The organism is Neobacillus sp. BF23-41, assembly GCF_041106275.1.
In genome coordinates, this window is the sequence record NZ_JBGBPR010000001.1 from 452,233 (window position 1) to 466,936 (window position 14,704).

General features: G+C 41.1%; 11 protein-coding genes. All 11 read right to left on the reverse strand.

Annotation, left to right across the window (positions count from 1 at the left end; all coding sequences use genetic code 11):
* The 11 genes from AB7942_RS02180 to AB7942_RS02230 all read right to left on the reverse strand — a co-directional run bounded on the left by AB7942_RS02180 (position 1) and on the right by AB7942_RS02230 (position 14,683).
* Entirely contained in the window at positions 1-657 is a 657-nt protein-coding gene (locus AB7942_RS02180) for a CoA transferase subunit A (protein ID WP_369445756.1), read from the reverse strand.
* A 188-nt stretch (positions 658-845) separates the two neighbouring features.
* Positions 846-1,175 (reverse strand): DUF3870 domain-containing protein, encoded by a 330-nt coding sequence (locus AB7942_RS02185; RefSeq protein ID WP_369445619.1) that lies wholly within the window; start codon positions 1,173-1,175, stop codon positions 846-848.
* A gap of 214 nt (positions 1,176-1,389) precedes the next feature.
* Positions 1,390-2,271, reverse strand: a complete 882-nt coding sequence (pdxS, locus tag AB7942_RS02190) for a pyridoxal 5'-phosphate synthase lyase subunit PdxS (protein ID WP_369445620.1) — start codon at positions 2,269-2,271, stop codon at positions 1,390-1,392.
* Between the two features lie 732 nt (positions 2,272-3,003).
* Positions 3,004-3,276, reverse strand: coding sequence for a DUF6171 family protein (locus tag AB7942_RS02195; protein WP_369445621.1), 273 nt, complete (start codon positions 3,274-3,276; stop codon positions 3,004-3,006).
* Between the two features lie 20 nt (positions 3,277-3,296).
* On the reverse strand, positions 3,297-4,784 hold the full coding sequence (locus AB7942_RS02200; protein ID WP_369445622.1) for an alpha-N-arabinofuranosidase: 1,488 nt from the start codon (positions 4,782-4,784) through the stop codon (positions 3,297-3,299).
* Positions 4,785-4,933: 149 nt separating this feature from the next.
* Positions 4,934-7,960 (reverse strand): beta-galactosidase, LacZ type, encoded by a 3,027-nt coding sequence (lacZ, locus tag AB7942_RS02205; RefSeq protein ID WP_369445757.1) that lies wholly within the window; start codon positions 7,958-7,960, stop codon positions 4,934-4,936.
* Between the two features lie 127 nt (positions 7,961-8,087).
* The gene (gene kduD, locus AB7942_RS02210) at positions 8,088-8,870 is read right to left on the reverse strand and encodes a 2-dehydro-3-deoxy-D-gluconate 5-dehydrogenase KduD (RefSeq protein WP_369445623.1); all 783 of its coding nucleotides are present in this window, start codon (positions 8,868-8,870) and stop codon (positions 8,088-8,090) included.
* Between the two features lie 13 nt (positions 8,871-8,883).
* Positions 8,884-9,714: a 5-dehydro-4-deoxy-D-glucuronate isomerase gene (gene kduI / locus AB7942_RS02215; protein ID WP_369445625.1), complete on the reverse strand. Its 831-nt coding sequence runs from the start codon at positions 9,712-9,714 to the stop codon at positions 8,884-8,886.
* A gap of 61 nt (positions 9,715-9,775) precedes the next feature.
* Positions 9,776-11,656 carry a DUF2264 domain-containing protein gene (locus AB7942_RS02220; RefSeq protein ID WP_369445626.1) on the reverse strand — a complete coding sequence of 627 codons (1,881 nt, stop codon included), beginning with the start codon at positions 11,654-11,656 and terminating at the stop codon, positions 9,776-9,778.
* Positions 11,657-11,716: 60 nt separating this feature from the next.
* Complete coding sequence (locus AB7942_RS02225) at positions 11,717-12,841, reverse strand: glycoside hydrolase family 88 protein (RefSeq protein WP_369445627.1); 1,125 nt, start codon at positions 12,839-12,841, stop codon at positions 11,717-11,719.
* 12 nt (positions 12,842-12,853) lie between these two features.
* Complete coding sequence (locus AB7942_RS02230; RefSeq protein WP_369445628.1) at positions 12,854-14,683, reverse strand: heparinase II/III family protein; 1,830 nt, start codon at positions 14,681-14,683, stop codon at positions 12,854-12,856.
* Positions 14,684-14,704 lie beyond the last annotated feature (21 nt).

Sequence of the window (14,704 nt, forward strand, 5' to 3'; positions counted from 1 at the left end):
CTAGTTCCCGCCCTTCACAACGATAAAATCAACGTATAAATGAGGGGTCACAATTTCTTCAGGAGAAATTTGGCCTACCTCCACAATCTCGTCCACCTCTGCAATAACCACATCCGCAGCTGTTGCCATCATCGGATTGAAGTTTCTTGCCGATTTGTTGTAGATGAGATTTCCTAATTGATCCGCTTTTTTTGCTTTAATTAAAGAAAAATTGGCTTTAAGAGGCTCTTGGAACACATATTTTTTACCGTTAAGGGTACGCTCTTCTTTGTTTTCGGCGATTTTTGTTCCTACGCTGACCGGTGTATAAAACCCTCCTAGTCCCGCACCACCCGCTCGAATGGCTTCAGACATTGTTCCTTGCGGGAGAAGCTCCACCTCCATTTCCTTATCCTGATAAGCCTTAACCACCTCTGGGTTGGATGTAAAATACGAACCTATTGCTTTTTTCACTTGCTTTTGCCTTACTAAAACTCCAAGACCTCTGCCTGGTTCACCAAGGTTATTACTAATAATCTCTAAGTCTTTCACTTCAGAATGAGCCAAAGCGGCTATTAAACTAAGCGGACTTCCTACAAGTCCAAATCCCCCTACCATAATTCGTGAGCCGCTTTTAACCTTTTTTACAGCTTCTTCGCATGTAATCAGCTTGCTCATCATTTTTCCCTTCCTCTCCATCGACTTTTGTGGGTGTTAACAGTTCGGTAAAATAAAAAACCGAGCAAAACATAAATCTCTATAAAGAATGTCGTTCCAAGGAACATTCCTTACAAAGAGTTCATGTTTGCCCGGTTTTAATAAGACCATGGGAAGAGGTCATCTTCCCACTTTATTATAACCAAACGTTATGTATTCATTTGCTTCACATTATCCCAGTAACGTTGAACTGCAGCTTGAAGAGCCACAATGATCGCTTGCTGGGATGGAGCAAAATAAAAACTTTGAATTCGTTTAATCAGGTGCTCGACACCGTCTTGAAGACAGTAGCCTATCAGCAGTTTTTGAAAATAATTTTTAGTTAGTTCAGTTACGAATGTGAATTCAGCTCCGATAATCTTATGATCTTTCAGATTCACTTCGAGAACAATTCCCGCATGCTTATACATTTCATACATGGAAGTTCCCTGTGGAGCTTTTGCATATCCTGTAACAATAACTGTTTCCAGTGTTTGCATGCCATAATCCACCTTTCAAAAACCCACTGAACATGTTTCTAACACGAGTATACGGGTCAGAATCAACAATGTCAATGTGAATATTTTAAATTTTCAAAAATGTTAAAGCGCTTTCACCAACAAGAAAGAGCTTTCGACTATTTTTTAGACCTATACACAATAAATAGATTATTCTCCCCTGTATGTTAAAATCCTTCTAGGAGATTTGAAATTTTTACCAACCACGATCCTGCATTCGCGCTTCAGGAGGCAGTGTTGAAATCTCAATACCTTTCATTGCAATTCCAAGATTTTTTGAAATCTCTGCAATTAGTTTATAGTCCTTATAGTGGGTTGTTGCTTCCACGATAGCTCTAGCGAATTTTGCTGGGTTATCAGATTTGAAGATTCCAGAACCAACAAATACTCCATCAGCACCTAATTGCATCATAAGTGCAGCATCAGCAGGCGTTGCTACTCCACCAGCTGCAAAGTTTACTACAGGTAGACGTCCGTGACGCTTAATCTCTAGAAGAAGTTCATATGGAGCTCCAAGTAGCTTAGCCTCTGTCATCAATTCATCTTCACTCATTGTAGCAACTTTACGTACTTGTGCATTTACCTTACGGATATGACGAACAGCTTCTACGATATTACCAGTTCCCGGCTCTCCTTTTGTACGAAGCATGGAAGCACCTTCACCTATACGGCGTGCTGCTTCACCAAGATCACGGCAACCACAAACAAATGGAACAGTGTAATCATTTTTATTTAGATGGTACTCTTCATCTGCTGGTGTTAAAACTTCACTCTCATCAATATAATCAACACCCATTGCTTCAAGTACTCGGGCTTCTACGATGTGCCCAATACGTGCTTTTGCCATAACTGGAATAGAAACCGCATTCATAACTTCTTCAGTAATTCGTGGATCTGCCATTCTTGCTACTCCACCACTTGCACGGATATCAGAAGGAACGCGCTCCAATGCCATTACAGCTACCGCTCCTGCTTCCTCTGCTATTTTTGCTTGCTCAGCATTCACAACGTCCATAATGACGCCGCCCTTTTGCATTTCAGCCATGCCTCTTTTTACACGATCCGTACCTGTTTTCATTGTTAAGCCCCCTTAGATGATTATGAACTCACTAGTTTCACTTATAAACATGCAAATACTGTGCCAATATTAAAAATGCCTATTTGCGAACTATTTAAGAAAAAAAACGAAAAATTTTTTGGCACTATTCTTATTTTTTTGCACTTAAACTGCAAAAAGTATATTACCAATAAAATGGGAATAACTTTTTATTTTGGCCATGTTAAAGCTTATTGTTGATTTTGGCATCCTGTTGATTAGAGAGGAAGGCGCGAAGACTCCTGCGGGAGGACGAGGCAGGGGAGACCCCGCAGGAGCGCAGTGACGCGAGGAGGCTCCCCGAACCCGCCCGCGAACCGCACGCGCCTGGAGCGGAAATCAACAGGCAAGTTTTACAGAGCCTTTATTTAATGAAACATACTTAATCACAACTGGCTCCTGAGTTGAAATTTTTTTAGAATAATACTAATCCAGTTAGAAAAAAGACAACAAGTGAGTTGAGATGAAGGCAGTCATTCAGGTAGGTAAAGAAGAGGTAAGTCTGATTATGTCGAATTGTAGAGGTAATAGATTTTGACACCAAATCATCTGTATTACTTCAAACTAAATTTCCTTTTGTTAAATAGAAAAAACCTTGATAACTCAAAGGTTACCAAGGCTCTGTTATAATGACCTGTGAGGGGTTCGAACCCCCGACCTCAACCCTGTCAGGGACTTTTTAGGGTTGATGCCAACATGGAGAGGATCTCTAAATTAGCTAACTTTATCCCACTTTGGATTCCCGGCAAACGGGCAACCCTTGTTTTTAAATTTTGCTCTAAAACGGACAATACATCCGCTATGAGCACAAGTTGTACCATATTGAAGAGAAGGACAGTTCTTACAAATAGTTAATCTTGCTTTATAGACTACATCAGAAACAATTACAGATAAATCTTCTTCCGTTTCTTTTACAAGCTCCTGAATCACTTCTTCCGTTACGATTACACTTTCGACGCAGCCTTTACATATACCTTTTTCACTCACGGTAATTCCCCCGTTATTTCCTACTCAATCACTAATGTTACAACAGACATTGCTGGAAGTTTGATTGCCAATTTGTTGTTTTCAACTGTTACACCAGTAAATTGAGTTGGTTTTACAACATTTGGCTTCTCAAATGTATTATGAGCATTCATAGTTTCCGCAGTGATAATGGTCCCTGAAACCTTTGTATCTACTACATTTACGCCGCGAAGATCTAAATCTAATCCTGCTTCATTTTGATGATCGATATTACATAAACTGATATGGATCTTGCCTTCAGCATTTTTGGATGCAGACACACTTACTTGCGGTAATTTTTCTCCATTGTACTCATAGGTGTCCAATGAAGAATTAACTTCTAAGAACTCGGCTTCCTGGTGAACCTTGTACATATCAAATACATGATAAGTTGGAGTAAGAATCATTTTTTCTCCTTCAGTTAAAATCATGGCTTGCAGTACATTGACAGTTTGAGCAATATTCGTCATTTGGACACGATCACAGTGATGATGGAAGATGTTAAAATGCAATCCTGCAACTAGAGCATCGCGGATGGTGTTCTGCTGATATAAGAATCCAGGATTAGTTCCTGGCTCTACGTTAAACCATGTTCCCCACTCATCGATAATCATCCCAACCCGTTTTTGAGGATCGTATTTGTCCATAATAGTACTATGCTTTGTTACTAACTCGTCCATACGAAGAGCCTTTTTCATCGTAATAAACCATTCATCTTCAGCGAAATCAACCGCGGATCCTTTATCAGACCATGAATCTCCTGGAACAGTATAATAATGGAGGCTTAAACCATCCATTAGCCAGTGTGCATTTTTCATTAGTACTTCTGTCCAATTATAATCATCGACATTTGCGCCGCCGGCAATCTTATAAACTTTGTTATTTCCATAATTTCTAACGTATGTCTGATAACGTCGATAAAGGTCAGCATAATATTCAGGACGCATGTTTCCACCACAGCCCCAGTTTTCATTGCCGACTCCGAAATATTTTAGTTTCCATGGCTCTTCCTGACCATTCTCACGGCGCCAGTTAGCCATGGGAGATTCGCCTTCAAATGTCATATATTCAACCCACTCAGACATTTCCTGTACAGTTCCGCTTCCAACGTTGCCGCAAATATAGGGCTCACACTCTAGCAATTCGCACAAAAGCATAAATTCGTGTGTACCAAAATGATTGTTTTCTACCACACCGCCCCAATGGGTGTTAACCATTCGTTTACGATTCTCTTTTGGACCAATGCCATCCTTCCAATGGTATTCGTCAGCAAAACATCCGCCTGGCCAGCGTAGTATTGGAATATTAATATTCTTCAATGCTGCTAACACATCATTACGCATTCCCTTCGTATTAGGGATGGGAGAATTCTCGCCAACCCAGATTCCTTCATAAATACATCTTCCAAGGTGTTCTGCAAAATGACCATATATATTCTTATTTATTTTTCCTTTTTGGATATCGGTTTTGATAATAACGTTATTTGCCATCGATAATGCCTCCATTAATTTGTGATAGGAAATGAAACCAATTTATACACAACTTTTTTATTATTTGTTGAACAATAACAGGGAGGTACATGGAGTGTAACAGTGACTGACTAAAATAAAGACTCTGCACGATTAATTTATAATAATATTTAGATTCTTTGTATAATAAACTCAAATTCCATGTCTTGGTCAGCACGAATAAGGTGTTCATTATGAACTGGTGCCCCCCAGCTGTCATCACCGCCAACTCCCATCTGTTTTCCCGCTACGGTCAATACCGTATAATGACCATTCGGAAGCTCATAAACATGCTGAGCGCTCTCAAGCTCGAATGCTGTATAGGGGGAAAAATTGCACTCCAACGGTTCATTAACAGAAGTAATTCTTATTCCATTTCCGTCACGGTTCGTCAAGCTTACTCGTCTGACTCCGGTACGGTTACCTGATTCCTGTGGCATTACATATCCTGATAAATTGTTAGAAACCTGATTTTTAAAGATACCGAGTCTTGCGCCCGTGTTACGGTCAGAGTAATTCTCTTCCGGTCCCATCGCATACCACTCAAGTTGGTCATAATCCGCTGGTACCTTAAAGGAAACAGCGAAAATCGGAAGCTGTGGCAGATTCTCTGCACCTTTATACTCAGACTTTACACGGACACTTCCATCTGGATAAACCGTGTAAACAGTCTTCACCTCGACGTCATTATTAATCGAGAATTTATAAGTAAAAGAAAGGTCAACTTCTTTCTCTTTTTCTTCAACTTGAATATCCACACATTTCCTTGCTAAACTTGCTGTGTACCAAAGTCCGGAATGGTAGATTTGAGAAAAGCCACGATCATTGTCAGTAGTTGCTCTCCAGAATAATGGTGCCGGAGGAAGGGCAATCATTTCTCTTCCAGCATAGTTTAGGGATACAAGACTTCCAACTCCCTTTGAAAACATGACTATGAAATCTCTGCCATGAACACCAATATTGACATCACCGCGAACAACCCTAAGTTCTCCTTGTGCGGGGGATATTTCCCTCGAACCAACCTGATAGACAAACTGACCGAACGCAACCTCATAACCCGCAACAGCCCAAAGGGTGTTTTCCTTTAGCTTCAGTGAAGTTTGAACAGAATACTCACCGGATGTTTCTGCGATGTTCACAGGCCAGGTAAATTCAAAGCGTCCCTCACATTGTGGTTCAACAGCTGTAAGAAGGGTGTCTCTGTATAATTCCTTACCCTCAAGGAATAAGGAATATTCCATCACATAGTCTGCTGTATTTGAAAACAAGCTTTCATTCTTGACAATTACACCCGTTTGATCTGGTAACAGCTTGAAATTTTGATATAAAAATTTCACTTCCTGCATCTTTGGTGAAAGTTCACGGTTTGCATACACAATACCGTTTGTACAAAAGCCGTAATCCGTTGGACGGTCGTCAAAATCACCGCCATATGAGAGGTATTCGTTTCCGTAACGGTCCTTCTTATAAATGGACTGATCAATATAATCCCAAATAAAACCACCTTGAAACATAGGATACTTATGCTCTAAATCCGTATATTTGTACATGCCGCCCAGCGAATTCCCCATCGCGTGCATATATTCACAGCTAATGTAAGGCTTATCCGGGTTTTCCGTTAAATACTTCTCAATATCCACAGGCTTTGCATACATGCGGCTTTCCATATCGCTCGTATCGTTATAATCACGGTTGTGAAAAACACCCTCATAATGCACAAGTCGGCTCGGATCAACCTTCTTGAAATACTTGGAGACATTAAGAATAACTTCCCCTGCGTACGATTCATTACCGCAGGACCAAATCAGGATAGACGGATGATTCTTATCCCTTTCCACCATCGAGATTGCCCGGTCCATGACAATATCTTCCCACTCCGCCTTATTTCCAGGAATGTTCCATGATGGTTCAACTGCACCCATCTTCTGCCAAGATCCATGAGTTTCCAGATTCATTTCATCAATGACATACACACCGTATTCATCACATAATTCGTACCAATAGCTTTGATTCGGATAGTGGGACGTGCGGACTGCGTTAATGTTATGGAGCTTCAGGGTTTTAATATCCCAAAGCATGTCTTCCTTTGTAATCGCACGTCCCCGGCGAGGGTTAAATTCATGACGGTTTACCCCCTTGAACACAATCCGCTCACCGTTGAGGCGCATAATTTTATCCACTAGTTCAAAATTTCTAAAGCCGACCTTCTGCGGAACAACCTCAACTAAACTATTAGACTTGTTATATAGTTTGATAAATAATTTGTACAAATAAGGACTTTCTGCACTCCAAAGCCTCGGATTGTCGACAGACATTGAAATGGACCAATTACCTCCGTTCTCTTCCCCATTAGTTGACGCAACAAGGTCACCTTTGGCATCGACTAATATTGCTGTTATTTTGGAAGCAGGTAATCCTTGAAGCTTAAGATCTGCTTTAAGCGTACCTTTTGTAAAAGTCGAATCCAACTCAGGATGAACATGCAAATCAGAGACATGAATTTCCGGTACAGTGTAGAGGTAAACATCACGAAAAATTCCTGAAAACCTCCAAAAATCCTGGTCTTCCAGCCAACTTCCAGTACTCCGTTGATAGACCTCAACTGCAAGCTTATTCTCTCCCTCTGTTAAATACGGAGTAAGCTCAAATTCTGCCGGGGTAAAAGAATCCTCACTGTAACCAACAAACTCTCCATTCAACCACACATAGAAAGCGGACTCTACACCTTGAAAAGAAATAAAAACTGGCTTATTTTGCATATTGGCTGGAACATTAAAAAATTTCACATAACTTCCTACTGGATTATGATCCGTCGGAATCTCAGGAGGGCGGATTTCATTGTGACCGTCCCATGGGTACATCGTATTCACATATTGAGGCTTTCCATAGCCCTGGAGTTGAATATGTCCAGGTACAGAAATGTCTCCCCAACCGGAGCAATTAAACTCGGACCTATAAAAATCTTTCGGCCGATTATCAGGATTTAGACTATAGGTAAACTTCCAATTTCCGTTTAATTCATGACTCATTTTCATTGAAACAGCGCTTCGTGCCTCCTCCATTGATTCGTAGTAACAGTGGTCTGAATGTGCCGGGAGGCGATTAATTGCGAACACCTTTAAATCGGATAGCCAGTTGATTGTCGGGACAGTTTTCATTATCTTTGAAATCATTGTCATTTTTTCAATTACACTTCCTATCTACTAATTCTATTTCCACTAATTCTATTTCCACTATTTCAAAGACTCATTGAAAGAGAATACTTTTTATAGCACAGAAACTTCATCATCTAGCTAACCAACCGCCATCGATACCTAAAATATGGCCATTCATATAATCGGAGGCTTTGCTCGATAAGAATACCACCACACCCATTAAGTCTGCAGGCGTGGCCCAGCGTCCTGCCGGAATTCGTGATAAGATTTCCGCATTACGCTTTTCATCTGCACGAATAGGAGCCGTGTTGTCTGTAGCAATATAGCCAGGGGCAATGGCATTAATTTGAATATTATGTTCCGCCAGTTCGTTTGCGAATGCTTTTGTTAAACCTGCTACTGCATGCTTACTTGCTGTATATGGCGGCACGAACTTCCCGCCTTGGAACGAGAGCATCGATGCTATATTGATAATTTTCCCGCTTTTTTGTTCAACCATGACCTTTGCCACTTCCTGGCTCAGAAGATATAGAGAATGTAAATTGATATCCATTACAACATCCCAGTCTTCTTCCTTGTACTCCAATAATGGGGCTCGGCGGATGGTGCCGGCATTGTTTACTAATATATCAATCTTGCCAAATGTTTTTAGACACTGTGCTGCAACCTGCTTAAGAGCTTCTCTGTCACTTAAATCAACTTGGAAAAACTCGACCCTGCGGCCTGTCTCCTCAATTAATTCCTTCGTTTCTTCCCAGTTATTACTGCGCGATACAACAAAAAGATCTGCACCCGCTTTGGCAAGTGCAACCGCATATCCTTGGCCCAATCCTTTATTTCCCCCTGTAACAATGGCCACTTTTCCAGCTAAGCTAAAAAAATCAAGTGAAAAAGCTCTAAGATCATTCACCATAGATGAACACCCCCTATCTCAATTCTTCCATCTTGACATGATCCATATCTGAATAGGTGATGTTTTCACCGCACATTCCCCAAATAAAAGTATAGTTGCTCGTGGCTGTTCCAGTATGGATAGACCAGCTAGGTGATATGGCAGCTTGTTCATTTTTCATAATTAAATGTCTTGTTTCGTCTGGCTTGCCCATGAAGTGGAAGACACGAGTTTCTGGTTCCATATCAAAATATAAATAGACTTCCATCCTCCGTTCATGCGTATGGCAAGGCATTGTGTTCCAGACACTTCCCGGCTCAAGCATCGTTAACCCCATTTGCAATTGGCAGCTTTCACAAACATTCGGGTGAACATATTGATAGATTTTCCGTTCATTTAATGTACTAGGTGAACCCATTTGCAGCGGATCGATTTTTTTAATATCAATTTTTACAGTAGGATACGTATGATGAGCAGGCGTAGAGTTGATATAGAATTTAGCCGGATTCATTGCATCCTTGGAACGGAATAGTACTTCTTTTGTTCCTTTCCCTACGTATAAACCATCACGCATTTGCATTTCATACTCTGTTCCATCTAGGGCAACAGATCCTTCACCACCAATGTTGATAATCCCAAGTTCGCGGCGCTCAAGAAAGTACTCTACCCCTAATTCCTTATCCAGCTTGATCGTTAATTCGTTCTCAGCAGGAGTTACACCGCCAAAAATCATTCGATCCACATGTGTGTACGTTAAGTGTACTTGACCTGCTTCAAATAAGGTTTCAACGAGAAATTCTCTTCTTAATTCCTCGGTTGTATATTTTTTCATATCTTCTGGATGGTGTGCATAACGAGTTTCCATGATTCGCATCTCCTTAATAGTTTCCTACAATCTAAAATCTTGTTAAGTACATATAGCTTGTTCATGACTTCCACTCTTGTGGAAAAAATCCCCCCCTTGAAATGCCGATTTTCCCCATTCCATGCCCAATGAGAATCTCCTCATTGGCAATCACAACATGAGGAACCTCTTCCCATTGATTGATTACATTATTACTTCCCGCTTCTCCAAATACTGCATTAACCAGCCAGTGCTTACCTGGCTGCAGACTTGCTTTGACAGTCGGTATAACAGTACGAGTACTCATAAGATTTGTGTTTGCATTGGGATAGACCAATTCTGCCTGCCCGTTTCCATAAATGCTTATAATTCCACTTGCTCCCCATGGGAAAACCGCCAAACATTCTTGCTTATTTGCCAATACTTCAACCTTTTGGCTTTTATAATTTTTATGATCCAGCCCTAAAGCGAATCCGCCATCGGCAACGTCCAAGTTTCTGCTTGTCTCAATACAATGGATGCGGATATGCCACGGTGTTCCTGCTACAAGCCAAGTTTTGATGACGACATCATCCCATGGCTTCCATTTTGTATAGATAACATTGCCTTCAACGTTATACTCCTGACATTTTCTTTTCCCTCTATAGATATTGTCGCCCTCGCTTACCGCCAGCATCGAATCAAATGCACTTTGCCCAAGCCCCCACTCTGCTTTCGGGACACTGAAGCCAAATATGTTGGAGTATGCAAATTTCTCATATTTTGCTGCTGTATGCGAATGATCATTTGTGTGCTGATACCCAGCGTTAAATGCAACCACATGGTTTTTAGCTTCCTGTCTGCATAAAACAAAACGTGGTGAGTGTTGAACAACTATCTCCTCCAAGGATGGAAGCGGCTTCTCTTCTGCCTGCCAGAATGGATGATTTTCAGTCAGTGCCAGAGGCAAAAAGGTTTTTAGTGCCCAATAAGGTGATCCGGGTGAGTTATAATTTTCCGCCATGACCAAATTTGGGTAGCGATAGCCAATCGTCAACAGGCCGTTAGAATCGAATATAGGCTGACTGAACCACCAACGAAGGTTTCTAAGGATAAGGCCCTTCATCACTTCAAGAGGAAATGGCTCAACCTCAGCGTATACAAGCGCACTCCAAAAAGCAGATTGGGCAAAACGGTAGGCAAGGCTTCTTCCATATGGAAGGGCAGAGCCATCACCCGCAAACCAATAAATAAACTCTTTAGCAAAATTCTCTGCCCTGCTTTTATACCGATGCGTACGAACTGGATCCTCGAAGCCCATTAGTTTCGCATAAAGCAGGCTATAGAAATGAATCGCAAAAGGACCATAATAGTCAAGATGAGCAACTGTTCCGTCCGCATACCAGCCTTCCTCTAAATAAAAATCATCAATCCGATCAAGGCTCTCCTTCACTTTTTCCTGGTCATAGGGTAATCCCACTTTCTTAAAGCCCAGGTTAACAAGCACAGGGAAAAACAGCCAATTGCAATCATATACTTTGATGACATTAATTTGATTCAGCCATATAAAAAGATTCTCTTTCTCTTGATTACTTAGTGGGTCCCAAATTTTTTCGGGTGCAAGTGCAAGCGCATAACCAAATGCAGCCATTTCTACTGCCCGTTGGTCAAAGTCTGAGAGATCTCCCCAATATTCCTCATGGGAAGGATCTGTCCCATTTTTTATTCCCTGCAGGCTGATTTCCCAGATTTCCGATTCCTCTCCTCCTGAAAGCAATGGTACAAGACCCCAAAGTACTCTGGAGAACCCCTCAATTCCTGCTATAGAATCAGAGTAACCCGCACCAGTATTACCTATTTCAAGACGAGTTTTCCCCTGACTGTAATAAGGTTTCAACGGTTTTAGAATTTGATTTATGGCCTCGATGAAATCATCTCGTGTGATAAGAGGATTTTTCTGTATAGGTAAATCGAGTTTTAACATTAACACTAACCTCCTTATAGCGAATTGCGGAGACAGTTTTTGGAAGATAAACCTTCCATTCTACCAAAATAGTTCCTTGTAACCTTTTAGTCTTGCAAGTCCTTCAACAAAATAGTAGTCTCCATATATCAGAGGGTTATTTGTATTTTTCCCTTGAGGAAAATGGCTTGTTCCGTGGAGGATTAATCCTTCCTCAGATCCTTCCCAATCACCATAATTTCTGTATAACGATTCTAGGATTTTCTCACCGGCTCTTTGATAGATAGGCGACTCTGCTGCTGTCACTTTCTCTGCTAATAACAGGAGACCGCATGCCGCAATGGCACCTGCAGAAGAATCCTTAGGAGTATCTACATTTGCTGGAAGACGGAAATCCCAATCTGGAACGAAATCTTCTGGCAGATGTGAGACAAAAAAATGGGCAACTCTTTTTGCCGTCTCTAAGTAGTTTGTATCTCCCGTATAGTGATAGGATAATGTTAGACCATAAATTGCCCACGCTGTCCCCCTTGACCAGGCAGAATCCGGTCCATATCCCTGACCGCCCATGGCCTCTAGCATTTCGCCGCTTTCAGGATTAAAGCGGACAATATGATGAACACTGCCATCACTCCGGATAAAATGTTCCAACACCGTATCGGCATGCTTTTTAGAAACACCCTTGAATCTTGGATCACCTGTTTCCTCTGAGGCCCAATATAGCAGCGGCAGATTCAACAGACAATCAATAATCGCAATTCCGCTATTGTCTTCTCCCTCATTCCACGGGTTCCACGCCCGGATGAAGTTTCCATTTACGTTGAAGCGTCCCATTAGCAGGTTGGCTGCAATGAGTGCACGTCGTTTGGAACCCTCACTTCCCAAGAGCTTATATTGGGCAACACTTGTTAATATCCACATAAATCCCATATCATGATCGAGACGATAGTAATCATTTTGAACTGCGTCAAGCTTTTCTTCGCACTTCTCAGCCAGCTGCTTTAATCCATCATCCTGTGTATCCCGATATAGCAGCCACAGTAAACCAGGCCAGAACGCAGCTGTCCACCAATGCGGTTCCGCCAAAACATATTCGCCGTTTTCACTTGCATGAGGGAAATTTGCCCCTATCCTTTTGCTTGTTCTATCAATTTTTTGAACAATCTGCTGCCATGCTTCATTTACCCAATGTCTTTGTTCCGTCATCCTCTTCACCCTTTATTTTTCAAATTGAAAAACTAGTTCGACACTGCATTCTTTATCTAGGTTTTTGACAATAAAGTCGAGAGCTATGTTTTCTTCTGTTTCTCCGAAATGGTTTGTAAAATCGAGTTTTTTTACGACCAGTTTTAATTGACTTTGATCAAATAAGATTCTTAGCTTTTCTTTCCCTTTGAGGATTACTCCAACGTCATCTTTTGTTATCGATAGTTTAGGAGTAATCAACCGTTCTACAATCGAATCCGGTTTTTCAGTAAAAGAATAGGAGTCTTCCAGGATCAGCTTCGGCTGATTCTTTTTCATCCACGTAAACTTTCGTGTTAATTTTTGAAGAGTCTCTACTTCATACGCATTTTCTATATCCAGTGCGAAGGTTTCAACATCTTCATCTAATAAAGCTGTACGAATGTCTCCGAACCGTGTTGAACCAGCTTTTTGAAATTGATGATTAATAATTGGAACAGAATGCCCCTGCGAGCCGTTGCATAAAAACGAATAGCGCTTTTCATTGAAGTAATCCTTGGTGTATAATCCGGAGCCTAAATCTTTTAATAGCATTTCATTGTTTCCTTGAAGGATAAAATGGCCGAGATCGTTATGGTTATGTGGCTCATCATTATGGCCTCCTTTCGCTGCAAAGGAGAAACTTCCAGATTCGGTGTGATGCCTCGAAATGAACCAGGCCGACTCTTTTGAATAAAAGGTTCCGCTTTTCCATGACTGCTGTGGAGCCGATTCATCAAACCACAGCAGATTCCGAATTGCTAGCGCCCACCTGCTGCAATGATCGTCTGTATATTTGGCGCGAAGATCATGTTCCGGCACCTGAAAATCATGGTAAACCTTGCTTAAATAATGACTCAGCCCTAAAGACACCGAAGTTGTTGGAAGCGAATCAGAGAAGTTTACAACCACGTTCCGATTAAGAAAACATCTTTGCTGAAAAAGGGCAATTTGGTGAACTTTTTCAGAAATGAATAAATCCAGCTGTCCTGCAGTCTTCTTCTTTAATAAATCAGCAAAATAGACATAGTAACCAAAGCCATATTGCCAATATCCATATCCCTCAAGGCAAATGCCATCCTCATTGAAACCTTTTAAATAGGAGTCCATGGCAGGCAGTACCCGATATAAAACTATGGAAAGTTCCTCGGCATTATTAATTAAATGCAATGCTGCCGAACCAATTGACCCTGCACAAACAGCAGCCCAGTTATGTGTCTGCGATTCCCAGTCAAAGTGATTTTCCTTAAATGGATGAAAAATCCGTTTGTACACTTCCTCGTAAATGCGCTTACAAATTAGTGGACTCAAATAATCCTCAGAGAGCTTCAATATTTCAGCTAAAGAAAATGCCGTTTCTGCGGCAAACAAGTCAATCGTATAACCTTGTACAAATGGTTGGCCCAAGGAGTAACTTACTTGGGTGGATGTTTCCGGACTATTTATTAAATGTGCGGGCAGACACCAGGAATATTCATTGCAAATGGACCAGATTGAATTTTCCAATGCATTTAGATACTCCATTTTTTCTGGTTCAAGCAGCACCATAATAGCAAAAGTATTCAGGCGTCTCCTCTTTTCGAAGTATGCCTTTTCATATTCAAGACGGGAACCCGTATCAGCAAAAATTCTAAACAGTGAATAAGTTAGTACTTGATTATTTTCTTGCAGAAGCCTTTTCGCTTCATCCCTAATTTCATCAAAAAACGGTTGAAATGCAGAATTTTGACTGGTGTTCCTCCACCAATTGTTTTTTGCTTCTATGTTTGAGAATAATAGAGGAGTTTCAGAGCTTACCAAACTCTTAAAATCTGCTGTAATCAATGCTTTCACACTCCATAACCT

Bases quoted from the DNA above. Each gene is read 5' to 3' on its own strand.
- AB7942_RS02200 (WP_369445622.1), bottom strand. From the start codon at position 4,784: ATGGCAAATAACGTTATTATCAAAACCGATATCCAAAAAGGAAAAATA.
- AB7942_RS02185 (WP_369445619.1), bottom strand. From the start codon at position 1,175: ATGCAAACACTGGAAACAGTTATTGTTACAGGATATGCAAAAGCTCCA.
- kduD (WP_369445623.1), bottom strand. From the start codon at position 8,870: ATGGTGAATGATCTTAGAGCTTTTTCACTTGATTTTTTTAGCTTAGCT.
- AB7942_RS02225 (WP_369445627.1), bottom strand. From the start codon at position 12,841: ATGACGGAACAAAGACATTGGGTAAATGAAGCATGGCAGCAGATTGTT.
- AB7942_RS02180 (WP_369445756.1), bottom strand. From the start codon at position 657: ATGAGCAAGCTGATTACATGCGAAGAAGCTGTAAAAAAGGTTAAAAGC.
- AB7942_RS02220 (WP_369445626.1), bottom strand. From the start codon at position 11,656: ATGTTAAAACTCGATTTACCTATACAGAAAAATCCTCTTATCACACGA.
- kduI (WP_369445625.1), bottom strand. From the start codon at position 9,714: ATGGAAACTCGTTATGCACACCATCCAGAAGATATGAAAAAATATACA.
- pdxS (WP_369445620.1), bottom strand. From the start codon at position 2,271: ATGAAAACAGGTACGGATCGTGTAAAAAGAGGCATGGCTGAAATGCAA.
- lacZ (WP_369445757.1), bottom strand. From the start codon at position 7,960: ATGAAAACTGTCCCGACAATCAACTGGCTATCCGATTTAAAGGTGTTC.